22 protein-coding genes and 1 pseudogene are annotated in these 24,760 nt (G+C 64.5%); 5 read left to right on the top strand and 18 right to left on the bottom strand.

Features of this window, described 5'->3' with window-relative positions; genetic code table 11:
- Positions 1–34 precede the first annotated feature (34 nt).
- Positions 35–517, bottom strand: a complete 483-nt coding sequence (locus tag QFZ60_RS00185) for a nucleoside deaminase (RefSeq protein WP_307087101.1) — start codon at positions 515–517, stop codon at positions 35–37.
- Positions 518–1,149: 632 nt separating this feature from the next.
- Between QFZ60_RS00185 and QFZ60_RS00180 the strand changes: the two genes are divergently transcribed.
- A complete protein-coding gene (locus QFZ60_RS00180) occupies positions 1,150–1,932 on the top strand; it encodes a neutral zinc metallopeptidase (protein WP_307087099.1) in 783 nt (260 codons plus the stop codon).
- A gap of 56 nt (positions 1,933–1,988) precedes the next feature.
- On the opposite strand, the gene QFZ60_RS00175 is transcribed toward QFZ60_RS00180, so the two are convergent.
- From QFZ60_RS00175 to QFZ60_RS00150, 6 genes are all read right to left on the bottom strand, one after another.
- Positions 1,989–2,492, bottom strand: coding sequence for a gluconokinase (locus tag QFZ60_RS00175; RefSeq protein ID WP_307087097.1), 504 nt, complete (start codon positions 2,490–2,492; stop codon positions 1,989–1,991).
- Positions 2,492–2,803 carry a putative quinol monooxygenase gene (locus tag QFZ60_RS00170; protein ID WP_307087095.1) on the bottom strand — a complete coding sequence of 104 codons (312 nt, stop codon included), beginning with the start codon at positions 2,801–2,803 and terminating at the stop codon, positions 2,492–2,494. The genes QFZ60_RS00175 and QFZ60_RS00170 overlap by 1 nt, the downstream gene beginning before the upstream one ends.
- Complete coding sequence (locus QFZ60_RS00165; RefSeq protein ID WP_307087094.1) at positions 2,800–3,723, bottom strand: NAD(P)-dependent oxidoreductase; 924 nt, start codon at positions 3,721–3,723, stop codon at positions 2,800–2,802. Before QFZ60_RS00165 ends, QFZ60_RS00170 begins: the two co-directional genes overlap by 4 nt.
- Before the next feature lie 3 nt (positions 3,724–3,726).
- Entirely contained in the window at positions 3,727–5,667 is a 1,941-nt protein-coding gene (locus QFZ60_RS00160; RefSeq protein ID WP_307087092.1) for a TRAP transporter large permease subunit, read from the bottom strand.
- 76 nt (positions 5,668–5,743) lie between these two features.
- Entirely contained in the window at positions 5,744–6,775 is a 1,032-nt protein-coding gene (locus QFZ60_RS00155; RefSeq protein WP_307087091.1) for a DctP family TRAP transporter solute-binding subunit, read from the bottom strand.
- 95 nt (positions 6,776–6,870) lie between these two features.
- Positions 6,871–8,223: an NAD(P)H-dependent oxidoreductase gene (locus QFZ60_RS00150; RefSeq protein ID WP_307087089.1), complete on the bottom strand. Its 1,353-nt coding sequence runs from the start codon at positions 8,221–8,223 to the stop codon at positions 6,871–6,873.
- 237 nt (positions 8,224–8,460) lie between these two features.
- On the opposite strand from QFZ60_RS00150, the gene QFZ60_RS00145 reads away from it, so the two are divergent.
- The gene (locus tag QFZ60_RS00145) at positions 8,461–9,495 is read left to right on the top strand and encodes a LacI family DNA-binding transcriptional regulator (protein ID WP_307087087.1); all 1,035 of its coding nucleotides are present in this window, start codon (positions 8,461–8,463) and stop codon (positions 9,493–9,495) included.
- Positions 9,496–10,038: 543 nt separating this feature from the next.
- The gene (locus QFZ60_RS00140) at positions 10,039–10,854 is read left to right on the top strand and encodes an IclR family transcriptional regulator (RefSeq protein ID WP_307087084.1); all 816 of its coding nucleotides are present in this window, start codon (positions 10,039–10,041) and stop codon (positions 10,852–10,854) included.
- On the opposite strand, the gene QFZ60_RS00135 is transcribed toward QFZ60_RS00140, so the two are convergent.
- The 11 genes and pseudogenes from QFZ60_RS00135 to QFZ60_RS00085 all read right to left on the bottom strand — a co-directional run bounded on the left by QFZ60_RS00135 (position 10,841) and on the right by QFZ60_RS00085 (position 21,903).
- On the bottom strand, positions 10,841–11,767 hold the full coding sequence (locus QFZ60_RS00135) for a hydroxymethylglutaryl-CoA lyase (RefSeq protein WP_307087082.1): 927 nt from the start codon (positions 11,765–11,767) through the stop codon (positions 10,841–10,843). The genes QFZ60_RS00140 and QFZ60_RS00135 overlap by 14 nt on opposite strands.
- The gene (locus QFZ60_RS00130) at positions 11,764–13,008 is read right to left on the bottom strand and encodes a CaiB/BaiF CoA-transferase family protein (RefSeq protein WP_307087081.1); all 1,245 of its coding nucleotides are present in this window, start codon (positions 13,006–13,008) and stop codon (positions 11,764–11,766) included. The genes QFZ60_RS00135 and QFZ60_RS00130 overlap by 4 nt, the downstream gene beginning before the upstream one ends.
- 16 nt (positions 13,009–13,024) lie before the next feature.
- A complete protein-coding gene (locus QFZ60_RS00125; protein ID WP_307087080.1) occupies positions 13,025–14,515 on the bottom strand; it encodes a GntP family permease in 1,491 nt (496 codons plus the stop codon).
- A 521-nt stretch (positions 14,516–15,036) separates the two neighbouring features.
- Positions 15,037–15,480, bottom strand: a complete 444-nt coding sequence (locus QFZ60_RS00120) for a hypothetical protein (RefSeq protein ID WP_307087079.1) — start codon at positions 15,478–15,480, stop codon at positions 15,037–15,039.
- A 37-nt stretch (positions 15,481–15,517) separates the two neighbouring features.
- Positions 15,518–15,664, bottom strand: a complete 147-nt coding sequence (locus QFZ60_RS00115; RefSeq protein WP_307087078.1) for a hypothetical protein — start codon at positions 15,662–15,664, stop codon at positions 15,518–15,520.
- Positions 15,664–17,052 carry an NtaA/DmoA family FMN-dependent monooxygenase gene (locus QFZ60_RS00110; RefSeq protein WP_307087077.1) on the bottom strand — a complete coding sequence of 463 codons (1,389 nt, stop codon included), beginning with the start codon at positions 17,050–17,052 and terminating at the stop codon, positions 15,664–15,666. The genes QFZ60_RS00115 and QFZ60_RS00110 overlap by 1 nt, the downstream gene beginning before the upstream one ends.
- Before the next feature lie 10 nt (positions 17,053–17,062).
- On the bottom strand, positions 17,063–18,139 hold the full coding sequence (locus tag QFZ60_RS00105) for an LLM class flavin-dependent oxidoreductase (protein ID WP_307087075.1): 1,077 nt from the start codon (positions 18,137–18,139) through the stop codon (positions 17,063–17,065).
- On the bottom strand, positions 18,136–18,972 hold the full coding sequence (locus QFZ60_RS00100) for a DUF1684 domain-containing protein (RefSeq protein WP_307087073.1): 837 nt from the start codon (positions 18,970–18,972) through the stop codon (positions 18,136–18,138). Before QFZ60_RS00100 ends, QFZ60_RS00105 begins: the two co-directional genes overlap by 4 nt.
- Positions 18,969–20,016 (bottom strand): annotated as a pseudogene (locus QFZ60_RS00095) (transporter substrate-binding domain-containing protein). The gene QFZ60_RS00100 and the pseudogene QFZ60_RS00095 overlap by 4 nt, the downstream one beginning before the upstream one ends.
- Before the next feature lie 10 nt (positions 20,017–20,026).
- A complete protein-coding gene (locus QFZ60_RS00090) occupies positions 20,027–20,851 on the bottom strand; it encodes an amino acid ABC transporter ATP-binding protein (protein WP_307087071.1) in 825 nt (274 codons plus the stop codon).
- On the bottom strand, positions 20,851–21,903 hold the full coding sequence (locus QFZ60_RS00085; RefSeq protein WP_373427650.1) for an amino acid ABC transporter permease: 1,053 nt from the start codon (positions 21,901–21,903) through the stop codon (positions 20,851–20,853). Before QFZ60_RS00085 ends, QFZ60_RS00090 begins: the two co-directional genes overlap by 1 nt.
- A 304-nt stretch (positions 21,904–22,207) precedes the next feature.
- Here QFZ60_RS00085 and QFZ60_RS00080 point away from each other — a divergent pair, with 304 nt between their 5' ends.
- Both QFZ60_RS00080 and QFZ60_RS00075 read left to right on the top strand, forming a co-directional pair.
- The gene (locus tag QFZ60_RS00080) at positions 22,208–24,175 is read left to right on the top strand and encodes an FAD/NAD(P)-binding domain-containing protein (protein WP_307087069.1); all 1,968 of its coding nucleotides are present in this window, start codon (positions 22,208–22,210) and stop codon (positions 24,173–24,175) included.
- A gap of 3 nt (positions 24,176–24,178) precedes the next feature.
- Entirely contained in the window at positions 24,179–24,718 is a 540-nt protein-coding gene (locus QFZ60_RS00075) for a GNAT family N-acetyltransferase (protein ID WP_307087067.1), read from the top strand.
- Positions 24,719–24,760 lie beyond the last annotated feature (42 nt).

Genomic DNA, 24,760 nt, shown 5'->3' with positions numbered 1-24,760 from the left:
GAAGCCGGCCAGCGGCGGCCGGCTCCGTGGGCTGCTAGGCGGCGTCCTCTGCGATGTCCTCCGCCCATAAGTCCGGGTTGTCCTCCTGGAACGCACGCATCATCTCCACGCACCGAGGATCATCCAGGACCACCACCTCAACACCGCGTGAGCGCAAAAGGTCGAACTCGCCGTCGAACGTGCGCGCCTCCCCCACCACCACCCGGGGGATCTTGAACTGGATGATGGTTCCCGTGCACATGGCACACGGGGCCAGCGTGGTGTAGAGCGTGGTGTCCCGGTAGCTCTTCTGCCGGCCGGCCGCGCGAAGGGCAGACATCTCCCCGTGTGCTATGGGGTCGCCGTTCTGGACGCGTTCGTTGTGGCCGCTCGCGATGACCACGCCGTCACGGGCCAGTGCTGCCCCAATCGGGATGCCACCCTCTTTGAGGCTCTTTTGGGCGGCCTGGTACGCGGCTTCGAAGGCAGGGTCCAAGGCCGCTGGTGTAGCGGCAGTCGCCTGAGATTCGTCAATCATGCGGCCATTCTCGCACGCGGCCGCTTAGGTCAAATGGCGGGTTCCTTTGTCACGTGTGGTGTAACGAGAAAACACCACACATCAAGCAAATGGAAAAAGGGTAGGCCACCTCGTTGACATCACCTTTGTTGGAGCGACATGCTCAAACTCTGAATCATGTCTAGGCCTGTCGGGCTTAACAAGGACCCCCGCCACTTACGCGGATTGAAGTGGTGAGCCGGTATCTCCGTAACCACATATCCATCGCTCGGGTGGTGCACATGCTCGGACACAGAAAGCCATCCTTACTGGTATTCCTGGCGGCCACTGCCCTCTTTGCAGGTGGTTGCAGCTCATCGCCCACGCAAGGTGGGGAAGTAACGTCCGCTCCGGTAGTTACTGCCACCCCGGACGTAACGTCCGCTCCGGTACTTACTGCCACCCCGGAAGTAACAACCAGCATCGCGGAGCCGGCACCCTCGGCTCAAGAACCCAGTACTGGGGCTACAGAACCATTCCCCACTTTTGAGCAGAGTGAACAAGCCAGTACCAGGAGCCCGCAGGCAAGCGCGGAAGGGAGACCCATCAAGGCTACTGTCCAGGCCACCGCGACAGATGAGGCCTTTCCGGAGGACGACAAGTCCAGTGAGGGAGTGCCCGAATTCTCCTCCGATTCGTGCCTGCAGTCAGAAGCCCAAGGCTGCCTGGGGACAGTGGATGAGGCTCCGCTGGGGGCAGCACCACCACAAAGTGAAGTAACAGGAACGGTTTACCCCTATACCGTGACGAGTTACGTGGAGTGGATTATTACTAAGCTGCATACGATGTGGACCGAGTGGTTTGTCCAAAATGATTTCGAGGCCCCGCAGGTTTACTACAGAATTATCCAGCAGGATGAAACGCCTTATGTGATGTCATGCCCCGGGGGTCCGGCCTCAGTACCGCATGACTATCCCAATGCCTTTTACTGCTCGTCCGATCCGTATGTCGATCTGAGAGGTACAACCGAGGACGGATTGATCATTCTCCCGGTAACAGCCCTGCAGCGCATGTGGACCGGTGAGGTGCTGGGCCGAACGAGCAAGCAAGCCGGGGATTTTGCTGCTGCGATCATCGTCGCCCACGAATACGGGCACAGCGTGCAGGACGAACTGGCCATCCAGTGGGAGAAGTACTATCCCGGGGAAGTACTTGAGTTCACGGGCTCCAACAAAGAAGCGATCGCCGACTGCTTCGCTGGGGTCTGGATGAATACCGCCTACTATGACGGAACTCTCGAACCCGGAGATTTTGAGGAGGGTGTGGCGGCTCTCAACGCAGTCGGGGCAACCCAGCCGGGATCATCACACCCCACTTCAACGCAGAGGGAAGCCGCCTTGAAGTTGGGCTACAACAGCGGAGATCCGATGCAGTGCGTCGACGGTTACTGGAAGTAGCCGCCACCACGGATTCACCGGAGCCCAAACAGAGGTTCAGCCTTACGTCTGGAGATTCACACCAACGCTGATCGCTCCAGCAGTTTCCGGATCCGCTCCACCGTTGTGTCGATGCCTCCCGTTGACTCGATCATCACACCTGATTCGTCGTCCTGCAGCTCCTCCAGGGTTTCCAGCTGGGAGGTGAGCAGGGACGCCGGCATGAAGTGTCCGGGGCGCTGCGTGAGCCGGTCCTGCAGTGCGGTCCTGCCGGCCTGCAGCAGGATGAACGTGGTGGCAGGCGCAGCTGTCCGGATGGCATCCCGGTAGCTGCGCTTCAAGGCTGAGCAGGCAACAATGGTTGCGTTGTCGCTGGCGGACAGCTGGGTACCCACGAGGTGCAGCCACGGCCACCGGTCCTCATCGGTGAGGGGGACGCCTGAGGCCATCTTCTTGACGTTGGCTTCAGGATGCAGGGTGTCGCCGTCAATGAACTGGGCGCCGAGCTGGGTGGCGAGCGCTTGGCCCACCGAGGATTTCCCTGCACCGGAGACGCCCATCACCACGATGCTCTGGGGCATTACAGGGCGCCTTGGTGTTCGGTACCGGCGGGGATGGGGGTCAGGCGGGTGACCTCGACGGGTTCTGCCAGGAGTCCTTCGAGTGAGGCGTTGAGCCGCTTGACGGCGTCGCCGGCGCCGTGTGCGTCCAGCAGCTCGGCGCTCTCCCATTTCTCGATCATGATGATCTGGCCGTTCGGCGCGTCATGGATGGCGTACAGGAGGCATCCGGGTTCTTCGTGGACCTCGGCGATGGCGGGCTTGAGGGCCGCGACAACCTGGTCGCGGGCGCCGTCGTTGGGCGTGAAGACTGCTGTGACGACGATGGTCATGATGGTTCCTTTGCTCGATTACTGGTGATGCTCAAGTAGATGCCTGTATGGTCCAGGTCCCCGAGTCCCTCGGTGACCATTGTTTCGAATGCTGATTTCAGCGTATTGGCAACGGGCAGCGCGAGTCCGGCATCTGCGGCCGCGTCCGTGACAAACCGCAGGTCTTTGAGCTGGTTCTTGGCCGAACCGCCGCCGTCGAAGTCCCCGGTGATCCAGCGGCCGCCCTTCTGTTGCAGCACCTCGGAGTTGGCCAGACCGCCCTTGAGGACCGCCTGCACCTTTTCAAGATCCAAACCTGATGCCTTTGCCAGCGCCATCGACTCGGACAGGGCGGTAACCGTCGCCGCCACCACGATCTGGTTGCAGGCCTTCACGACGGCACCGGCCCCGGCCTCCCCGAACCACATGATCGTGGAGCTGTATAGCCCGAACAGCGGTGTGAGCCGCTGGACCACGCCCTGGGGCCCGCCGGCCATAATGCTCAGGCGCCCCTGCTCTGCCCCGATAGTCCCGCCGCTGAGCGGTGCGTCAACGACCACCACCCCGTATCGGGACTTGCAGCGGGCGGCAAAGGCGGCGACCGCCGTGGGCGACACGGTGCCGTGGATGACCAGGACGGGTTCACTCACGCCTGCCCGCGCCCACCCGGCGAGCAGGCCGTCGTCGCCCTCCAGGAGTGCTTCCACCTGGGGCAGGTCCGGCAGCACGGTGAGGACAACATCCGCTGCGGCGTCGGCCGGCCGCGGGGCTACTGTCCCGCCGTCGATGGCTTCGGCTTTACTGACCGTGCGGTTCCACAGGGTCAGGGGCACCCCGCCGTCGATGATGTTCCGGGCAATCGGGGCTCCCATGGGGCCGGTGCCGAGCAGGGAGACGGAGACGCCGGGATCGAGGGGTGAGGACGGTTGGGTTTCTGTCATGGATTAGAAGGGGATCAGGCCGGCGAGGGCGGGAAGGAAGGTGCTGAACCAGGGCACGGCGGCGAGGACGAGGAGGCCGACGAACACGGCCACCAGGTACGGCCAGAAGTGCTTGAGGCTGTTTTCCACGGTTTCCCGGGCGGTGGCGCAGGCGACGTAGAAGCCAACCCCTGCGGGCGGGGCGAAGGAGCCGATGCCCATGGAGATGATGAGGACCATGGCGTACTGCACGGGGTTGACGCCGAAGTCGGTGGCGATCGGCAGCAGCAGCGGGGCGAAGATGAGTACCGCGGGCAGGCCTTCGAGCAGCTGGCCCATGATGATCAGCAGCACCACGGTGAAAAGCATGAACAGGATGGGGGAGTCACCCAGCCCGGACATCAGGTCGTGGATCTGCTGCGAGACGCCCGCCAGGGCGAGGGTCTGGGCCAGGGGCGACGCCGCGGCGATGATGAACAGCACCATGCCCGCCGTCGTGGTTGTTTCGCGCAGGGTGTCACCGAGCAGGCGCCGGCTGCCGCGGCGGTAGGCGGCGGCGAGCACGAAGGCGTAGGCGACGGCGACCGAGGAAACTTCCGTGGGGGTGGCGAATCCGCTGAGGATCCCGACCACCATGCCCACGGGGAGCAGGAGCGTGGGCAGGGCGAAGAAGGTGGCTGAGCCCCGGGCCCGCCACGTGGCCTTGGCGCTGGGCACCCCGCCCTGCTTGCGCGCCCTCAGGAACACCATTGCCATGACCACCAGGGCGAGGAAGGCTGCCGGCACGAAGCCTGCGAGGAACAGGGTGGTAGTTGAGATGGTGGTGATGGAGCCCAGGATGAGCAGGACGATGCTGGGCGGGATGGTCTCACCCATGATGGCCGACGCCGACAGCACGGCCACCACTTCGCCCCGCGGGTATTTGCGCTCTTCGAGCATGCCGCGCATGGTGGTGCCAACGGCTGCGACGTCGGCGACTTTGGAGCCGGAGATGCCGGAGAAGATGTACATGGTGACCACCACCACCTGCAGCAGCCCGCCGCGAAGGTGGCCGATCAGCGCATCGACGAGCTTGGCCAGCGGCAGGGTGAGGCCGGCCGAGTTCATGACCGTGCCGGCCAGGATGAAGAACGGGATGGCCAGCAGGACGAATCCCTTGGCTCCGGATGCCATGCCGATGGGGATCGCGCTCACGTCGGAGATGCCGCCCAGGTACAGGTAGATTCCTGAGGCCAGGGCCAGGACAAACGCAATGGGCAGGCCCAGGAACAGCAGGGCAAACAGGGCCACGAGGACCACCAGAAGCAGGACGTTCGGGGAGGCGTAGTAGAACAGCGGCGGGGAGACAAGGACGACGACGACCAGGGCCGCCGCTATTCCGGCACCAACCAGGGCGGGTCGCCAGGCCTCGCGCCGGAGTTTGACCAGGGCAAACCAGGCGATGAGGACCATGCCCACCGTGAAGGGCATATTGACCCAAAAAACGGGGAGTTGCAGGATGGGTGTCTTCTCCTCGATCTGCTGAACGAGGGTGGGCACGAACAGCGCAAGCGCGCCGGCGCTCATGACAAAGACGAGCCAGTCCACAAGCGCTGCGAGGTACGGCTTCCATGTTGCGGGCAGGCGCATGATGAGCGCCTGGACGGACATGTGTGCGCCCTTCGGATAGGCGATGGCGCCACCGATGAAGGCAATGGTCAGCAGGGCGATCTCGGACACCTCCTGTGTCCAAAGAACTGAATCCCCGGTGATGACGCGGACGGTGATGTTCAGGAGGATCACCACGAGCTCCGCGAGAATCGCCGCTCCCACAATCCATTCGAGGGTCTTGTCGAGCCATGCAGCACCGCTCCAGCCGGAGGGCACGTGGTCGTGATGGAGGATTTCCTCCGCTTCGAGGGGAAGGACTTCCTCGTAGTCCTGGGGAGCAACGGTGGGTTTCATGGTTTTCCAGACTGTCGACATTGAGAGCGGGATTCTTTATGGGGAGTGGAGGGTCAGTGCGGGTGAGAGCCCTGCAGTGGGCTCCCACCCGTCCTAGTTATTTCTTGCCGGCGAAGGCGATGGCCTGGTCGAAGAATTCCTTGCCGATGAGCTTGGAGAACTCCGGGTAGAGGCTTTGGGAAGCGGCCTTGAACTCGGCGAGTCCCGACGCGCTGAGCTCGTTGGCCTTCATGCCCTTGGCTGCCAGTTCATCCAGTTGCTTCTTGGACTGTTCCTCGTCATAACCTGTTTTGAAGGTTGCCGTTTCCTCGGAAGCGGTGGTGAGGGCCTTCTTCTGGTCATCCGTCAGTGAATCCCACTTCTTTGATGACAGGGCCAGCACCCAGGCGTCGTTGATGTGGTTGGTCATGGAGACGTATTTCTGCACCTCGGAGAACTTGTTCGTCCACGGAACCTCAATCGGGTTTTCCTGGCCGTCGATGGTTCCGGTCTGCAGGCCGGTGAAGACTTCCGAGAAGGCCATGGTGGTGGGGCTTGCGCCCAGCTTGCCGAAGAAGTCGGTCCACAAGGTGTTGCCCGGCACGCGGATCTTCAGCCCCTTCAGGTCCGAAGGCTGTTCGATCGGGCGCACGGAGTTGGTGATCTCCCGGCCGGTCCGGGTCAGGAAGGAGAGCGCCACGGTGTCCTTCGCCGCCAGCTTCTCCTTCAGGACCTTTCCAGGTTCCCCGGCGAGGAACTTTGCCTCTTCCTTGGTGTCCGCGAAGAGGTACGGGATGCTGATGCCGTTCATCTCCGGCACCACCGAGGCGTAGACGGAGGTGGACAGAATGAGTCCGTCAAGCGATCCGCCTTGCAGCCGCGTCACGGCGGCATTCTGGTCACCGCTGAAGCTCGTGCCGTTGGGCACCACGGTGACCTGGACGGAACCGTTGGAGGTCTTCTTGACCTGGTCGGCGAAGTGCTGGGCGGTAACGCCGACAGAAGACGTCAGCGGATCGGGGATGGAGAGCTGGATCTTGGCCACCGGGCCGCTTTGGCCGGCTGGAGCTCCGCCTGCACAGCCGGTCAGCAGCGCTGCTGCCAGGCTGGTTGCCAGTACCCCGGTGATGGCGCGGGTCTTGAGGTTCATTCGATGCCTTTCTTCATTGGAAGGATGCGGTGCTGCGCGGCAGACACGGCGGTCTGCTGTTGCAGCGGGTGTGGCTTGAAGCCAGGGGAACTCGTTCAGGAGACGGTGACGGGGGTGGCGATCAGCGCTTCCGTTTCGCGGCGGAGCTCCAGTGCCTGCGACAGGGAGTCATCAATGATGACATCGTCCCAACCAACGATGGCCCCCTTGGGCACATCGTTGCGCAGCTCCACGTGGTGGGCCAGGGCGACGGGGAGGGCTCCGGTTGCCACCGAGTGCTTGGCCGAAACCAGCTTGCCCCAGACGGTGAAGCCGCCTTCGCCGTCAAGGAATTCTCCGGCCTTGAGGTCTTTCTTGGCGGTGGCCACCACGTCGCCGTAGAAACCGACCGGCCCGCCGGTGGGGATGCCGCGAAGGGCTGCGTTGGCGATGGACATGTTCAGTTCGAGGCCCACGTAGTGGTACGGGCGGTACAGGGCGGCGTACTGGCCGGTGGGGTCCGGGTGCCAGGGGTATTCGTTGAAGCAGCCGGAAACATAGTCGTTGGTCGCCTTGACCACGACGAAGACGCCTTCCTGGGTGTTGTAAGGGATCCAGCTGCCGTCGCGGTTGACGCTGGACATGACGTCCACGCTTCCTTCGTGGGCGAGGGAACCACCGACGGCGGCCGGGCGGCAGATGGTGGCGATCTCTTCAACGTTGCCGGGGGTGAAGCTCAGGCCGGAATCGGAGGGGGCGAGGCCGGCGCCGTTGGCCACCGCTGCCATTTCGATGGCGGCCTTGGTCCCGTCCCGGAACGAGGTGTGCATGTAGGGGTTGAGCTGGCCGGAGTCCGTCAGTTCCTTGGAGAACTCCCAGTTTTCCCAGACGTTGTCCGGGTTCATCTCGTGGTAGTGCTCCAGGTATTTGGCACCCTTGCCGGCGCAGACCACGTCAAAGCCGCTGGTGCGGGCCCAGTCGACAAGTTCCATGATGAGGGCTGGCTGGTCCCCGTAGGCCATGGAGTAGACAACGCCTGCTTCCTCGGCACGCTTGGCCAGGGCGGGGCCGGCAAGGGCATCAGCCTCGACGGTGACCATGATGATGTGCTTCTTGGTTTCGATCGCCTTCAGGGCGTGTTTGATGCCGATGATCGGGTTGCCGGTGGCCTCGACGATGACGTCGATGTCGACGTCGAACAGTTCGTCGGCGTTGGCAACGATGGCCGTGGAGCGGTCCTTCAGCGCCGTAGCGATATCCGGAGCCACCTGGGAGGCAGGCCAATCCACCAGCTCGAAGGCCCCCTGGGCCCGCTTGACGTTGATGTCCGCGATGGCGACGACGTGGATGCCGGGAATGTTGTTGGCCTGCGCCAAGTACATGGTCCCGTAGCGGCCGGCGCCGATCAGCCCGACGCGGATGGGACGGGACTGCTGCTCACGGTCGCTGAGGAGTTTATGAAGGTTCACGGGATCTCTCTAACGGTGCTTGGCGAAAGAAAGCACCTCCGGCAGGCCGGACGGCACAACTTCTTTGTCGCATTTTGTAAGGAAAACTTTCCGGAGTGGAACCGGTTCCACTTTTGTACCAGCCGCTGATAAGCTGTGTCAACGATCACCTTCCTGGCCGGGCGTAATGAAGCGAACGGGCAGGAAGGAATGGCGTAAGTAATGACAATTGGGGGTCTTGTGTCTCAAGGAGGAGCGGTGCGCAAAGCGCCTACTATTCGCGATGTAGCGGCGGCTGCGGGAGTGTCGGTCTCTGTGGTCTCACGGGTCCTGAATCCCGATTCCGGCCCCGTGGCACCTGTGAAAAGGCAGGAGGTCCTGAGGGTCATTGATGAATTGGGTTACCGGCCCAGGGCGGCCGCGCGTGAACTCAGCGCGGGGCATGCCCTCACCATCGGCCTGGTGGTCACCGATCTCTCCAACCCGTTTTTCGCCCGCCTGGCGGACAGGATTGTGTGGGAGGCACGCAGCCATGGTGTCCAGGTGGTGTTGATGACCACGCAGGAGGATCCGCACCTGGAGGCGGACTCCCTGGACACGTTGCTGGACCGCTCCGTGAGTGGCGTCATTGCCACTCCTACCGGGGGCAACATCGAAAAGTGGCGGCGCCTGCGGGACCTCGGCGTCAACGTGGTCTTCATTGACCGCGCCATCGAAGAGCTCGAAGATGTGGACGTTGTCAGCATTGAAAACTTCGACTCCGCGGAACGCTCCACCGAGCACCTCATCAACCTGGGCCATACCCGGATCGGGCTGATTACCGGCCCGCTCACCACCTCCACCGGAAGTGCCAGGCTGAATGGCTACAAGGCCGCGCACCAGAACGCATCCCTGCCCGTAGACCCCACGCTGATACGTGACGTGCCTTTCCGTGGGGACGCCGGCGGCGGCGCCGTCGGATCACTGCTTGCGATGCGTCAGCCGCCAACCGCGCTTATCGTTGCCAACACGGCACAGGTGCAAAGTTCAGTCCGCAGGCTGGTTCAAATGGGCATCGACATTCCCGATGAGCTATCCCTCATCGTCTTTGACGACAATCCCTGGACCGAGCTGACCACTCCCCCACTGAGCGTCATCCGCCAGCCGCTGGACATGCTTGCCGTCCACGCCATCGAGCTGGTGCTCGGGCGGATGCACGGGAAGCTGCCGGACGGGGCGCGCCGCATCGAGGTCAAAGCCGACTACCTGCCGCGCAACAGCTGCGCGCCCCTCATCCTGTCAGGCGCCCACTGAAAACGCCCATCCGGCTGAACGCTCAGCACTGGCCGTTCCCTTCTTGCAGCCGTGTCAGGTCGGACTATGCCGGCAAGAAGAGCCCGGGCTGAGGGTAGGTTAGCCAGGCCGTTTGGTGGCTTTCAAGCATCCTGCCTGGGTCATCGCGTGAAGGGCTTGAAGTTGGCGGGGTGCAAGTCGTATCTCGTAGCCGGAATCCTTGTCTATGAGGGTTCTTTCCTCTAACCCGTCCTGGGCAAGCCAGGCTATTGCGCCGTCTGCTGTAGCGGCCTCGATCCGGCCGTACCGGTAGAGTGCGCCGTCGAGTCGGACTTCAACTTCTGCCCCTGCTAACTTTGCCCATTCGTGGAAGGGGTAGGAAGCCAAGGGACCAACGTGTGGAATGTGCGTCATGACTGTTGGACCCTGGATTCGGATCCCAATACTTCCCTGGGAGGGCTGCTGCCGTTGATTCTTTGCCTGATTTGTCGGGTACCGCCTTTCATGCGGTCGTGATGCCTGGTGCGGGGCGCCCCTGTCAGGGCATCACCATAGAATTGGGGCATGGCAGCAGACAATTTGCAGGGGCCGCCGCCGCTTCTGGTTCTGGCGAAGATAAGTGACATTCTGGATTCCTTTTCGCTTGCGCGTCCTGAATTGACGCTGGCTCAGATTCGGGAGTCAACCGGCCTTCCCACCTCCACAGTTCAGCGGCTGGTGGGCAACCTCGTGGCTCATGGCTTCCTCGACAGGGTCGATGACAGGTACAGGGTCGGTGTGAAGATGTCATTCTGGGCAGCGCCCGCATCCCATGGGGTCGAGCTCATAGAGATCATCAAGCCGGTCCTTCAGGAGCTCCGGGACAGGTTGGGCGAGACCGTCTGCTTTTTCCAGACCTCCATGGATTACAGGGTGTGTGTGGCCATGGCGGAAACCCGCCATATGCTTCGCCGCGACATGGCCGTGGGCAGAATTCTGCCCTTGCACGCCGGATCGGCTGGCAGGGTTCTACTGGCATGGGACGCTGAGGTTGCCGACAGGGTTTTGTCTGCCCGGTTGGATCAGCTCACGGAAAGCACCATCACCGACACAGGGTCCCTCAAGGCGGCGATTAAGCAGACGCGTGCTGACGGGTACGCGCTCACTACCGGTGAACGCGAGTCCGGGGCGAGTGGGTTGTCAGCACCGGTGTTCAACCCACAGGCGGACCTTGTTGGGGCACTGACCATCATGGGTCCCACGCTGCGGATGCCGTTGGAGGTGTGCGAGCAATGGGTCGATGATCTGCTGGAGGCGGCAGAACGGATCACCCGGATGATCGGTGGGCGCCTGCCGTCCGCCGACGCCCGTCCGCAGGCCTTGAAGGTCAGCTCGGCATAACCCACTGGAATGCCGCTGCTTTGGAGCGGGCACCCAGTGCTGACTTGGACCTGTTGTCCTCCTGCAGTTCGCCGGTGATTGATTCGCCCAGCCGGACGAGGTCAGCGAAGTTCTGCGGGTTCAGCCAATCCGGGCGGAGGCCGAAGAGCAAGTCCTCCGTGGACGTATTCCCGGATGCGCCGGGGGCAAACGGGCAGCCGCCCAGGCCCCCGAGCGCCCCGTCGATGGTGGTGGCGCCGGCGTCAAGTGCCGCTATCGCGTTGGCGACCCCCATCCCCCAGGTGTCGTGTCCATGAAAAACCACACCCAGGTCAGGGACGGCGGCGGTGACCTTGCCTATCAGGGCGCTCACTTGATCTGGCACCGCATGTCCCAGGGTGTCACAGATGACGACGTCGCTGACGCCGTTAGCCCTCGGATCTTCCACGAGCTTCAGTACCCGGTCAGGGCTGATGTCACCTTCAAAGGGACAGGTGAAGGAAGTGGCCAGGCACAACTGGAGGGTGGTGCCTGCTTCACGGGCATAATCCAGCGCCTCGGGCAGAGCTGCCATGCTCGCCTCAGTCGAGCGGCCGATGTTGGCTTGGTTATGGGCGTCCGAGACGCTGAGGCAGTACTGCATGTTCACGGCTCCCGCGGCGGCCGCCTTCTGAACGTGACGGGGTGTGGCTACCCAGATCCAGCATTTCTGGAGTTCTTCGGCGGTCAGGGCGCCGATGAGTTCCAGGGTGTTGGCCATCGGTGGCACCAGGTCCGGCCGGGCCATTGACCCGATTTCAATGGCGGGCACCCCTGCCGCGAGCAGGGCGCGGACGATGCCAGCTTTCCGTTCGGTGGAGAGCATCCCGCCCGTGAGCTGCAGACCGTCCCGAAGGGTCACGTCCCTGAGCTGAAAATCATTCCTGGTGTTCATACCGTTTCCATTTCCATTTTGGCCATCAGGCATTCCGCCTGCTCCGCGGTCTTTCCAAGTACCCGTTCCAGCACATCCCTGGTGTCCGCGCCAAGGTCCGGGCCGAGGTTCCTGATGGGCAATGATGCTCCCCCGATGACGGGGATGATGCCGGGGAACCCGACGTTGGAGAGCGTTTCATTCCCCGTGGAGACATCGAATCTCTGGATCATGTTCCTCGCCGCGTACTGGTCATCGGCGACGATGTCCGCAGCGGTGTAAATGGGACCAGCCGGCACACCTGCAGAGTCGAGGACAGCAAGGGCTTCCTTGGTCGTCTGGTTCTTAGCCCACTGACCGATGGCGGCATCGAGTTCATCGCGCCGCTCCCATCGGTCCGCGTTTGTCTGCAGCCCAGCGTCACTGCCCAAGTCCGGGCGGCCGATGACATCCATGTAGCGCTTGAAAATGGCGTCGCCGTTGCCAGCGACGACGATACTTCCGTCAAGGCACAGGTACGCGTTCGACGGGGCAATTCCTTCCATCCGGCCCCCGGTCCGCTGGCGATTGATGCCGAAGGCAGTGTGGTCAGGAATCAGTGACTCGGTGACCGAGAGCATGGCTTCGTTCAGGGCGACATCCATCATGCGGTGGTTCAGAGGAATTGGGGTCTTTCCGCGTTTGACCTCGCGTTCGAACAGTGACATGACCGAGCCAAAGGCTGCGTAAAGCCCGGCGATGGTATCGCCGATGGAAACCCCCACCCGGACAGGAGGACGGTCCGGGTCGCCGACAAGTTCGCGGAAGCCTCCGAACGCCTCGGCGACAGCGGCGAACCCCGGACGGGCCGCCATGGGCCCCGTCTGTCCGAACGCCGAAATCCGCGTCAGGATCAGGTCAGGGTTCGCTTCGTTCAGCACTTCCGGTCCCAAGCCCCACTTCTCCAGCGTGCCGGGACGGAAGTTTTCCAGCACAATGTCCGATGCCGCTGCCAGTTCCAGGACCAGCTGGCGTCCTTCCTCGGTCCGCAGGTCGATCACAACTGATTTCTTGTTCCGGTTGATCGTCCGGTAAAGCATCGAGGTATCCCCCGCGTAAAGCCGCCAATTCCGAAGCTCATCGCCGGTACGGGGCCGTTCAACCTTGATGACTTCCGCTCCGAAATCGGCCAGCATCCGCCCTGCTGTGGGCGCGGCAATGTAGTTGCCCAGTTCCAGGACCCGAACACCCTGGAGCGGGGCCACGGCGGTGTTGATCGTCATTATCGTGTGTTCCTTCTTAGATGAAGATGCTGAGTACGAGGGTGAAGCCGAGGGCGACCACGGATGCCACGGAGACGCCCAAGGTGCAGCTCTTCAATGTTCCACGGGTCGTTTGTCCAAGCATGGATTGCAGCAGCCAGAACGTGTTGGACGTGACGTGGACAATGAAGAGCGAGCCTGCGCCGGCGGCCAGTGCCAGCAGGACGGGATTAATTCCCAACGCCGGGGCGATCGGGGCGAGCAATCCGGCTGCCGTAATGGCCGAAATCGATACTGAACCGACAGCAATATGGAGCACTGCAGCTATGGCCCACACGACCAGGAGCGGGGCGAACGAAGATGCAGTGAAGTACTTCCCCAGGATTTCTCCCATTCCGCTCGTCGCGACCATTGCAGCGAGAGAGCCGCCGGCCCCGGTCAGGATCAGGATCTGCCCGGATTCCTTGAAGCCGTTGGCGACAGCGGCCTCGACCCGCTTGGTGCCGATGGTCAGTCGTGCCACCAGGCTGGTTCCCAGGAGGCCGATCAGCAGGGCCACCACCGGTGTCGACAGGAAACCGGTGATCTCCGTGGTGATGCCAGCCATCTTGAGAAAGGCGCCGGATGCGATCAGCACCAGGGAAAGGAGCATGGGACCGAACATGACCAGGAGGCCCAGCTCGCGGGACTTCTTGGATGCCGGAGTGCGCACGTCATGGGGCAGCAGGCCAACTCTGCTCGAAGGTGACCCGCCTCCGGTGCCGGTGCTCTGGAGGGAGTGAGAATTTTCGGGCTGAGCTGCCTGACCGTGCTCATGCAGGTGGGTATGGGTGTGGACAACCATGCCGTCGGTGTCTTCCAATACCGGCGATTCCGCAACAGCCTGTTCTTCGTCAGTCTCTGTCTTCCAGAGGCCGCGGTGGATGAAGAAGTTCATGATGATGATCGACACGACGATCGTGGGAATGATGACCAGAAGGCCGAAGATGAGCATTTCGCCCAGCGGCACCTGGAGGAGACCGGCCAGCGCAACGGTGGCGACACCGGGCACCATGAGCACAATGCCGCATTCCAAGCTGATGGCCATGGCCGTCGCTATTTTCGCGGTACCGTACTTGCCCAGCTTCGGAGCGATCCTGCGTGCCAGCGGCGCGCTCATCACCAACAGGACATCAAGGAAAATCGACTGCAATAGTGTGCCGATAGTCAGGCCGAGAGCATAGGGCACCCCTTTCGGGCCAAAGACATGAAGCAGTTTGTCAACAAGCTTGGAGATGGCCCCCATCTCATTGAGGATCGCGCCCATCAGAACGCCCCAGGCAATGAGCAGTCCGACCTTGGTCATGATGTCGCCGAACCCGGTCATCAAGGTCTTCGTAGTGTCGGCAGCCCCCAGGCCGGTAAGGAGCCCCAAGACGGCCGCGCCGATAACCAGCGACATTGCCGGGTTGAGGCGGAGTCGAAGGATCATTACGACGATGCCAACGATCACCGCCCCAGTGATGCTAAGTGTTTGCCAATCTTCCATGAGAAATCCTCCATTGGATCCACGCAGGCTGTAAGAACGTAAGGTGAGTCACACGCCTATAATATGAGCATGAACTCATATTGTGAGTCAAGGCGTTCTCTGAGTACTACGGGCCCCAACGACTGCCTGCCTAGGATGTTGAGCCACTTTCTATGGCGAGCACCGTTTCAGTCGATGTAACTGGAGGTGGGAGATAGTTGCCCAGCAGTATCGCGCGTCGAGACGGGCTGCCGGAACTGGAAGTTGCCCAGCGACCACAAAGGAGGTGTGGCGGGGGTTTGTGCACGTTTTGACTGTTCAGGAAGCTGTTGCGACCGCACTAGGAACAGCTTGAAACTTTTGGCTGCCTAGGGTCGCTCAGGCCGCAGTGCCGAGCTGTTTTAGGAGATGGCGGACGCCCGTCGTTCCGCTTGAAGTCGGGGGTGGGGATTTGAAGTTCGGGGAAGAGTTACAGGACCTTGGCTTGCATCGAGGTCAAAGCCGACTACCTGCCGCGCAACAGCTGCGCACCCCTCATCCTGTCAAACGCCCACTGAGTTCCGGGTCGGGGAGGTGTTCGTTGCGCGGTTCCGGTCCAGGATCAGCGCGAGGGCGATTCCGAACATCCAGACGTCCTTTGCCAGCGCGGTGCCTTGCTGGCTCGGCCGGATCCCGTCCTCCAGGGTCATCTCGGGAATCCTTCGATACATGGTCAGGAGGGATCCGGAGAAGAGTCCCAGGCCCAGCCCGGCCAGGCGGCTCGGCACGAACGGCGCCAGGAGCGTTGCGCCCAGTGTCATCTCGGCGTAGCTGAGCAGCTTTCCAAACGTTTCGGGCTCCATCCAGGCCAGCTGCGGGTACACCTTGGCCCCCATGCCCTGCATTTGGGCGGCGCTGTCCTTGTCCAGGTTCCGCTTGCTGTAGCCGGCGTTAAGAATGAATGCTCCGGTGGCCAAGCGGAGGGGAATATGGCTCAGTTTCATCATTAAAGTTTAGTCCTGCACCTCCGGCCTGGCCTAGGAACTACACCCACTGCTCCCACACCGTCAGCTGCAGCCTGACGGTCCCAAACGAAGCACCCCCGAAAGGGTCGACGACGGCACCCGCCTCGCCGCCGTCGTCGTCCCTTCCAGCAAACCCGGCTCTTTCGGCGAAACCAGCCCACTGCATCAGGCCCCGACCGCCTCGGCAGCCGTGTCCGCAGTCCGCACGGGCGTCTCCAGCCCCAAGTGCTCGCGCAGCGTGTTGCCGCGGTATTCAGTGGGGTACACGCCACGTTCCTGCAGCTCGGGCACCAGGTGATTCACGATGTCGTCCAGGCCGGTGGGGATCAGCCACGGCGAAATGTTGAACCCGTCCACAGCCCCCACCCGGGCGTACTCGGCCAGCTGGTCCGCCACAGCCGTGTAGGAGCCGGTGAAAGTGGCATCGATCCGCGCGGTCTTCGAGGTGACGAACTGCCGGATGGACAGCCCCTTGTCCTTGGCCTCGGCCCGCCACTGGTCTGCCAGCTGCCGCGCTTTGGCACCGTGGAAACCGCTGCCGCGGGTTTCGGACGTTTCCTCCACCACGGGGTCGATCTCCGGCAGCGGCCCGTCCGGATCGTACGCGGACAGCTCGCGGCCCCAGAACTGCTCCAGGTAGGCGACGGCCTGCTGCGGGCCGATCTGCAGGCTGCGCACCCATTCCTTCTTTTCCGCCGCCTCGGCATCAGTGGGGGCCAGGATGAACTCGCTGGCCGGCATGATCTGCACGGCATTCGCGCCGCGGCCCGCCGCCAATGAACGCTCCACCAGGTCCTTCCGGAACTCCACGGCATCGTCGAACTTGGGGTGCGCGGAGAAGATCACGTCCGCCTGTCGGGCCGCGAAATTGCGGCCCTCCGGCGAGTCGCCGGCCTGGAACAGCACCGGCCGGTACTGGGCGCTGCGCGGCAGGCGCGGTGTCACGTCCACCGTGTAGTGCTGGCCCTCATGGAGCACCCGCCGGGCAGGACCGGCCAGGGTCTCCCACGAGTCCCAGATCCGCTTGGCCGTCTCCACGAAGACTTCCGCATGCTTGTAGCGGTCGGCGTGGTCCAGGTAGCCGCCGCGGCGGAAGTTGGCGCCGGTCCAGGCGTTGTCCGTGGTCACGATGTTCCATGCGGCACGCCCACCCGAGATCAGGTCCAGCGACGCGAGCCGGTGGGCCAGGTCTGCGGGATCGTTGTAGGTGGTGTTCTGGGTGGCCACCAGCCCGATGTTCGTGGTGACGGAGGCGAGTGCGGCGAGCATGGTCTGCGCGTCCGGCCGACCCACCACGTCCAGCGCATGCGGCCGGCCCAGGTGCTCCCGGAGGCGGAGCCCCTCCCCGAGGAAGAACGCGGCAAACAGTCCCCGCTCGGCGGTCTGGGCGATCCACCGGAAGGATTCGAAGTCCGTCTGCGAGCCTGATTCCGCCGCCTTCCAGATGGTGCCGGAGTTGACGCCCTGGAAGAAGACACCGAACTGGATCTGGCCGGACGGTTTGAATTCGGACGGCACAAAGGCGTCGGATTTAGCACGGCTGTGCTGTGTCATGGTTTTCCCCTTATTTTCCGGCGCCGGCGGGCGCCGTGAAGGCGGGTGCGGCAGCAGTGGTTGCATAGCGGCTGGCCGGGCGCGGAAGCCCCAGCAGGTCGCGGAAGGTGCCGTCCTGCACAACCGGACGGAGAACGCCGCGGCGGCGCAGTTCCGGCAGGACCAGGCGGGCCAGCTCTTCCAGGTCAACAAGGAGCGACGCCGGATGCAGGCGCACGCCGTCGGCTTCAGTCAGAAGGTCCGCCAGGAAGTCGGTGAGACCGGCTGCCGGCCCGGTGTAGACGGCACGGCCGGAATCAGAGCCAGCCCAACGCGCGGCCGCAGCCTGCCCGCGGGCGTCCAGGACGACGTCGAGCTCGGTGATCACTGAAACAGACGCACCCACCCGGGCGCGCACCTCGCCGACCTCGGCCGCCAGCAGTTCCGCGGTGGGCGCGGACACCAACACGGCGTCCACTGCGTCCGCCGAAACCTCGCCAATCAGCGACGCGTGAACCAGCACCGGCAGCTGACCCTGCAGCGGCCGCGGAATAATGGACGGCCCCTTCACGGAATACACAGGACCGGCAAACCCGGCCGGCGTCTCAAAATCGGCGTAATGCAGCTTATCCACGTCGATGTACCGGCCGGTGGCCACATCGCGGATCACGGCGTCGTCCTCCCAGGAGTCCCACAGCCGCCGGGAGACCTCGATGGATGCGGCAGCTTCCTGGCCCAAGGCGTCACCGGTCACGGAAGCCCGTCCGACGGCGGCAGCAGCCTCGGGCGATTCGGCCGCCGTCACGATCCACCCGGCCCGGCCGCCGGACACGTAGTCCAGGCTGGCCAGTTGGGTGGAGACGTGGAACGGCTCCGTGTAGACGGTGTCCACCTCAGGGACCAGGGCGATGGTGCGCGTGACGGGTCCGGCGAAGGCCGCCCGCTGCAGCGCGTTGGCCCGGCCGGGAGCGGGCACGTCGGTGAACGTGGCGGCGTGGAAGCCGGCGGACTCCGCTGCCAGCACGGCCCGGGTGATGTCCGCGCCGTCCCAGCCGGCGCCGTCGAGCTCAATGGCAAGGAAGCCCTGCGTGTGTGAAGAGGTGCTCACTGCTGGTCCTGACGCTCGTAGGGAATCTTCTCGCCGGCCTCGATGGCCACGGGCAGCCGGTTCTCGGCCGGCGGCAGCGGGCAGGTGGCCAGGTCCGTATAAGCGCACGGCAGGTTCACCGCCCGGTTGAAGTCCAGCAGCACCGAACCGTCCTCGTCGGGCACCACCGAGAGCGACCGGTTGGCCGCGTACGTGGTCTTGCCGGAAGTCTGGTCCGTAAACAACACGGACAGCGAGCCGGGGGCGTGGCCGTTGAACGCGGTCAGCGCCAGCTCCCGGCCGGCCAGCTTGAAGCGGATCTCGCCCGGTGCCTCGTAGACATGCTGGATGCCTTCGACGGCGGCACCCACCGTGGTGGGCCGTGGCGCCTCGAAGGGCACAAACGTCCCGCGCACGGCGTAGGCCGCATCCGGCGAGTAGGCCGGGGTGCCCTGGTACGCCTGCAGGAGCGGGTTCTCCGGATGGCGGGGCCGCACGGTGTATTCGCCGCCGCGCTTGGCCAGCTCAATAACGCTGTCCCCGGACACCAGGTTGATGCCGCCGCGTTCCTTGATCGGGCCGAGCTCAACGGCATCACCGGACGCAGTGTTCAGTTCCCTGCCGTCCAGTTGCAGGCTCTCGCCCGGCTCCAAAACCACGCGGACGACGTCGGCCTCCACACTCCACGTGCCCGGCGCACCGTCCAGCCGCGCGGGTTCGCTGCCCAGCCAGTGCAGGTGGGTCACCGCCAGGAAACCGTGCGGGTGGGCCCGGTGCTGCTCGTGGGCGGCGTGCCATTCCTGCCAGTCGGCGTCGAAGGACTCGAGGGCGGTGTCAGTGTGTATTGCGTTCATGATGCCTTCCCTGACGGCGCAGCAGACGAGGTGGCCTGCGTGGCCGCGAAGTTTTCCTCGGTGATGGTCTTGGATTCCGGCAGGGCTTCCTCGGACAGGCTCCAGCGTTCCAGGACCTTTCCGTAGGAGCCGTCCTTGATGACGGAGTTGAGGGCCTCGGAAATCACCGGGGCCAGGCCGTTGCCGCGCAGGGTCGTGGCGGCCACCAGGGTTTCGGACGGCCAACCGGCGTTGACCTTGCCCACCACTTTGAGGTCGTCCCGGGTGTTCTCGCGGTACACGGTGGACGGATAGGGGGCGATGTTCAGGTCCGTGCGGCCGGAGGACAGCGCCAGGATGGTGTCGGCGTCGGACGAGTAGTACTGCAGCGTGGCCGGTGCCTTGCCCTTGGACTCGAGTTCCTTGTTCCAGGCCAGCAGGATCTTCTCCTGGTTGGTCCCGGACCCCACGGACACTTTCAGGCCGGAGATGTCGTCCGCGCCCTTGATGTCATACGTGGCCGATTTCTTCGCCTCAAAACCCATGTACGCGGCGCGGTAGCTGGCGAAGTCGAACAACTTCACCCGGTCCTTGTTCACGCCCACGTTGGAGAACACGGCCTCGAAGTCGCCGGACTGGGTCTTCAGCGGCCAGTTCTCCCAGGACGTGACCTGGACGTCCAGCTCCAGGCCCAACTTGTCCGCCACCAGCTGGGCGATGTCCAGCGTCGGAGCCGATCGGGGTCTTGTCATCCGTGGCGTGGAAGGACAGCGGGATGGAGCCGGCCGTGGTGGCCACGGTCAGCTTGCCGTCCTTGCCGATCAGCGCGGGGACCTTGGCGGCGAGCGCCGCATCCTTCTCACCCCGGATCCGCTGCTGGTCCGGCGAGGTGTTGTAAACGACGCCGTTGCGGCCCGCCGTCGACTGCGCACCTCCGGTGGGGTTGCCGGCAGCTGATGCACCGGGGTCGGCGCACCCGGCGAGCGCGGCGGTGCCGAGGAGGACGACGGCGGGAAGCACGGCGAGTGCGCGGCTGCGGCGCGGGCCGCGGGTTGGGATAGCCATGGGGTGGTCCTTAGATGTTGAAGGCCGGTTCCAGCACCTTGGAGAAGAAGCTCCGGGTGCGCGGTTCCTGGGGGTTGCTGAAAAGGTCCTTGGGGGTGCCCTGTTCCACGATCTGGCCCTGGTCCATGAACACCACGGTGTCCGCCACGTCGCGGGCGAAGCCCATCTCGTGCGTGACGATGATCAGCGTGGTGCCGGACGTAGCGAGTTCGCGGATCACGTCCAGCACCTCGTTGACCAGCTCGGGGTCAAGGGCGGAGGTGGGTTCGTCGAACAGCAGGATCTTGGGGTCCAGGGCCAGGGCGCGGGCGATGGCGACGCGCTGCTGCTGGCCGCCGGAGAGCTGGCGCGGGTAGGCGTCCGCCCGGTCCTTGAGGCCCACGCGGTCCAGGAGTTCCAGGCCGCGGCGGCGGGCTTCCTCCTTTGAACGGCGCGCCTTGCCGGGCTGGAGGGCAACGACGGGTGCTTCGGCCACGTTTTCCAGTGCGGTGAGATGCGGGAACAGGTTGAAGTTCTGGAACACCATGCCGATTTCGGTCCGCTGCTTCAGGATCTCCTTCTCGCGCAGCTCGTGCAGCCGGTCGCCGCGGATTTCATACCCCACCAGCTGCCCGTCGATGGTGATGTGCCCGCCGTCCACCTTTTCCAGGTGGTTGATGGTGCGCAGGAGGGTGGACTTGCCGGAGCCGGAGGGGCCAACGATCACGGCCACACCACCCGGCTCAACAGTCAGGCTGACGCCTTTGAGGACTTCGGTGGCGCCGAAGGACTTGCGCACGCCGGTGATTTCCACCAAGCCGCGGGTGACTGTCGGAGCTGAAAGGGTTGCAGTCATCAGAAGTTCCTCCGGTTGGGGACCGCCGCGTGGGTGGCGAAGAATTTACGGGCCTTCTGCAGGGGCGTCAGCGGCAGGTTCCGCACCGCGCCCTTGGAGTAGTGCCGTTCGATGTAGTACTGGAAGACGCTCAGCACGGAAGTGATCACGATGTACCAGAGCGTGGCCACCAAAAGCAGCGGCAGGACCTGCTGCGTGCGGTTGTAGATGACCTGGACCGTGTAGAACAGCTCGGAGTAGGCCAGGACGTAGACGATCGAGGTGCCCTTGACCAGGCCGATGATCTCGTTGAACGCCGTGGGCAGGATGGCCCGCATGGCCTGCGGCAGCACGATCCTGGTGGAGCGGCGCCAGGCCGGGATGCCCAGCGCGGCCGCGGCCTCCAGCTGGCCCTGGTCCACGGACAGGATGCCGCCGCGGATGATCTCGGCCGAGTACGCGGCCTGGTTCAGGGTCAGTCCCAGCACTGCTGCCGCAAACTGGCTGATCAGTGTGGTGGTCTGCACCTCGAAGAACCGGACATCGGTGAACGGGATGCCCAGGCTGATCTTCTCGTACAGGTAGCCCAGGTTGTACCAAAGGAGCATCTGGACCAGCAGCGGCGTGGACCGGAAGATCCAGGAGAACGTCCAGGACACCGAGACCAGCAACGGCGACGCGGAGAGCCGCATCAGCGCCAGGATGAAACCGAGCACGAACCCCAGGACTCCCGAAATCGCCGTCAGCTTCAGGGTCTCCACCAGGCCGTTGACCACGGACTGGGCGGTGAACCACTGCGCCACCACGCCCCACTCCCAGCGCGGGTTGGTGGCCAGGGACCACGCCACGGCAAGGACACCAAGCGCGACGACGGCAGTCCCCACCCAGCGCCACGGATGCCTGGCTGCCACCACCCGGTAGGACGAGTAGTCCGCCGGGATCCGCTGCCCGGGAGCAGCTCCGTCTGGTGGCGCTGCCGGCGGCACTGCGGGTGGCACTGCCTCAGCCTGGTCCGGCTGCGGCTGGACCGGTTGCGGCTGCTTTGACTGCGCCACCCTGGTTGCTGAACTCACGGGGCCACCTCACTTCTCATTCCTGGACTGAAGCCGGTTGCCCGGCGTCGGGGCGGCTGGCCCCGGTTGCTGGCTGCAAATCTAGGACCGGCCGGAACGGACCAGCAAGGCGGCGGGTTGCAATACTTCACGGGGCTTCGCACAGCGTCATGAGTCGGTTTTTTGCGTCTTTTAACCCGCTGTGACGCGGGGTTAACGGCCGTGACCAGGCGCTCGACCGCCGTCGTCACGGCTGCCTAGCATGGGCACTCCGACGGCCAGTCCCACGCCGTCCCTGCACACCAAGCACCCGTCAGGAGAGCCCATGCCAGCCACCATCCCGGCCATCGTCTTCATCGGCGGCGGCCCGCGCACGGCAGGTGTGCTGGAACGGATCGCCGCCAACCGGCCGGAGGTCTTCGCCGGGCCGCTGCAGGTCCATGTGGTGGAGCCGCACATCCCGGGGTCCGGCCGCATCTGGCGGTACGACCAGGACCCGGGGCTCCTCCTGAACTCGATGGCCGCGGACATCACCATGTTCACGGACGGGTCGGTGGACTGCGAGGGGCCCGCCGTACCGGGACCTGGGCTGGCCGAGTGGGCCGCCGGCGTCCTGGACGCCTCCATCATCGATGTTCCGGACTTCCCGCAGCCGCTGTGGGACCAGCTGCGGGCCTTGACCGGCACCAGCTTTCCCACCCGCCAGCTGCAGAGCCAGTACCTGGAATGGTTCTTCCGCCGCACCGCCAGGTCCCTTGGCCGCAGCGTGATGGTCCACCGGAGCACCGCCGTCGGCATAACCGAGCTGCCATCCGGGGGCCATGAGGTTGTACTGGCCAACGGCCGCACCCTGCACGCGGACATCGTGGTGACCGCCCTGGGCCACACAGACTCCCGCCCGGACGCCGTCTCCGCCGGCTTCACGGACTTCGCCGCCCGGCACGGCGGGTACCACGCGGCACCCAGCTACACCACCGACGTCGACTACTCCCCCATCGCGCCCGGGCAGGACGTGATCGTGGCCGGGATGGGCCTGGCATTCGTTGACCTGCTGGTCCTCCTCATGGAAGGACGCGGCGGCAGATTCCAGGAGACGTCCGACGGCGGGCTGCGCTACCTTCCGTCCGGACGGGAACCGGTGCTGTGGGCAGGGTCGCGGCGGGGCGTGCCGTACCACTCCAAGATCTCCGCGGCCCTGCGCGGGCAGGTGCCGGGGCCGCTGCAGTTCTTCACCAAAGCCGCGGTGGACACCTTGCTGCAGCAGCACGGCGAGCTGGACTTCCGCGAGCACCTCTGGCCCCTGATCGCCAAGGAGGCCGGGCACTACTACTACCGGGAGCTGCTGACCGGGAGCCGGGAACGCGCCGCCATGGGCTGGGACGGGTTTTCCGCTGCCTATGCCGGACTGGACTGGTACAGCGCTGAGCGTGCGGATCTGGTTGCCGCTGCCGTCCCGGATTCCAGCCTGCACCTGGACCTGGAGCGGCTGGACCGTCCCTTCGAGGGCCGCCGCTTTGCCAGCCACCAGGACGTGCAGGAAGCCGTGGCCCATTACATCGAGAATGACCTGGCGCTCCGGGACAGCCCGGACCACCCCGAGACCCTTGCGCTGTTCCTGGCCCTGCTGCACGTATACATGGAGGTGGGGCGGGTGGTCCCGCCCGAGCGGCTGAACGCCCGCTCGCAGCAGGTCATCCACGGCTGGTGGCACGGCTTCTTCAGCTTCGTGGACTCCGGCCCGCCGCCCCACCGGCTCCGCCAGATGCTCGCCCTCCACCGGGCGGGCCTGCTGCAGTTCCTGGGCCCGGGCCTGCAGGTTTCCGCTGACGAAACCACCGGGCTCTTTGTTGCTTCCTCCACGCAGTCGGAGGTGACAGTCACGGCCGCGGCCCTGATTGAGGCGCGCCTGCCGTCCACGTCGGTGGCCCGCTCGCTTAACCCCGTGCTCGCCTCGCTGTACGGGAGCGGCCTGGGCAGCGAGCAGCAGCTGCTGACCTCGGACGGCATCCACTCCACCGGAAAACTCCTGGTCTCCCCGCAGCACCAGCTGGTGGGGGCCGACGGAAAGCCCCGGCCTGCCCTCTTTGGCATCGGCCCTGGAACGTCCGGTTGGGGCGCAGGCGCCTTTGCCCGGCCCAACACCAACGCTGCACCGTTCCGTGAGAACGATGCCCTGGCCCGGACCATCCTCGCCGCTGCCCGGGACCTGGCCCACACGCCTACCCCTCTAACTTCAGACTCAGTAACTTCAGAACCAGCAACTCCAGAACCAGCCGCCGTCGGAAAGAACTGAAACATGACCGCAGGACCGCACCTTCGTCCCAGGCCGCTTGATCCCGCCAGCCTGGTGGTCCTCAGCCTGCCCATGCACGATCCGCGGGTCCGGCCACTCCTGGACGAGCTCGCCGTCGAATACGACACCCGCTACGGGGACCTGTTCGGCCGCTCCGCTGCGGCCGAGGAACTGAACCGCTACCCGGCGGCGGAATTCGAGGAACCGCACGGAGCCCTCCTGGTGGTGCAGGAGGAAGGCGAGTCGATCGCCGGCGGCGCGTTCCGCCGTTACGACGAAACCACCGCCGAACTGAAACGGATCTGGACGCACTCTGCGCACCGCCGTCGTGGTTTGGCCCGGCTGGTGCTGGCCGAGCTGGAAACCCTGGCTGCCACCCGCGGCTACACCAGGCTGTACCTCACCACCGGCCCGCGGCAGCCCGAAGCCAGGCACCTCTATCTCAGCACCGGCTATGAGGCGCAGTTCGATCTCGACGCCGACCCCGAAACCATCGGGCCGCTGGCCTTCACCAAGGAACTGGCCACCGCGCCGAAGGACTGACCACTGCTCCGGCCGGGTACCGCCCGATCCGGGGCCGCCGCC

Origin of the sequence: Arthrobacter sp. B2I5 (genome assembly GCF_030816735.1) — a bacterium.
GTDB lineage: Bacteria > Actinomycetota > Actinomycetes > Actinomycetales > Micrococcaceae > Arthrobacter.
The sequence above is the reverse complement of the archived record's forward strand: the minus strand, read 5'-3'. Positions and strand labels throughout refer to the sequence as shown.

Excerpts from the sequence above, each read along its gene's own strand:
- QFZ60_RS00080 (WP_307087069.1), top strand. The coding sequence starts at position 22,208 with ATGCCAGCCACCATCCCGGCCATCGTCTTCATCGGCGGCGGCCCGCGC.
- QFZ60_RS00090 (WP_307087071.1), bottom strand. The coding sequence starts at position 20,851 with ATGACTGCAACCCTTTCAGCTCCGACAGTCACCCGCGGCTTGGTGGAA.
- QFZ60_RS00115 (WP_307087078.1), bottom strand. The coding sequence starts at position 15,664 with ATGCAGTGGGCTGGTTTCGCCGAAAGAGCCGGGTTTGCTGGAAGGGAC.
- QFZ60_RS00160 (WP_307087092.1), bottom strand. The coding sequence starts at position 5,667 with ATGTCGACAGTCTGGAAAACCATGAAACCCACCGTTGCTCCCCAGGAC.
- QFZ60_RS00075 (WP_307087067.1), top strand. The coding sequence starts at position 24,179 with ATGACCGCAGGACCGCACCTTCGTCCCAGGCCGCTTGATCCCGCCAGC.
- QFZ60_RS00120 (WP_307087079.1), bottom strand. The coding sequence starts at position 15,480 with ATGATGAAACTGAGCCATATTCCCCTCCGCTTGGCCACCGGAGCATTC.
- QFZ60_RS00170 (WP_307087095.1), bottom strand. The coding sequence starts at position 2,803 with ATGACCATCGTCGTCACAGCAGTCTTCACGCCCAACGACGGCGCCCGC.
- QFZ60_RS00140 (WP_307087084.1), top strand. The coding sequence starts at position 10,039 with ATGGCAGCAGACAATTTGCAGGGGCCGCCGCCGCTTCTGGTTCTGGCG.
- QFZ60_RS00130 (WP_307087081.1), bottom strand. The coding sequence starts at position 13,008 with ATGACGATCAACACCGCCGTGGCCCCGCTCCAGGGTGTTCGGGTCCTG.
- QFZ60_RS00100 (WP_307087073.1), bottom strand. The coding sequence starts at position 18,972 with ATGAACGCAATACACACTGACACCGCCCTCGAGTCCTTCGACGCCGAC.
- QFZ60_RS00165 (WP_307087094.1), bottom strand. The coding sequence starts at position 3,723 with ATGACAGAAACCCAACCGTCCTCACCCCTCGATCCCGGCGTCTCCGTC.
- QFZ60_RS00175 (WP_307087097.1), bottom strand. The coding sequence starts at position 2,492 with ATGCCCCAGAGCATCGTGGTGATGGGCGTCTCCGGTGCAGGGAAATCC.
- QFZ60_RS00185 (WP_307087101.1), bottom strand. The coding sequence starts at position 517 with ATGATTGACGAATCTCAGGCGACTGCCGCTACACCAGCGGCCTTGGAC.
- QFZ60_RS00135 (WP_307087082.1), bottom strand. The coding sequence starts at position 11,767 with ATGAACACCAGGAATGATTTTCAGCTCAGGGACGTGACCCTTCGGGAC.
- QFZ60_RS00155 (WP_307087091.1), bottom strand. The coding sequence starts at position 6,775 with ATGAACCTCAAGACCCGCGCCATCACCGGGGTACTGGCAACCAGCCTG.
- QFZ60_RS00125 (WP_307087080.1), bottom strand. The coding sequence starts at position 14,515 with ATGGAAGATTGGCAAACACTTAGCATCACTGGGGCGGTGATCGTTGGC.
- QFZ60_RS00110 (WP_307087077.1), bottom strand. The coding sequence starts at position 17,052 with ATGACACAGCACAGCCGTGCTAAATCCGACGCCTTTGTGCCGTCCGAA.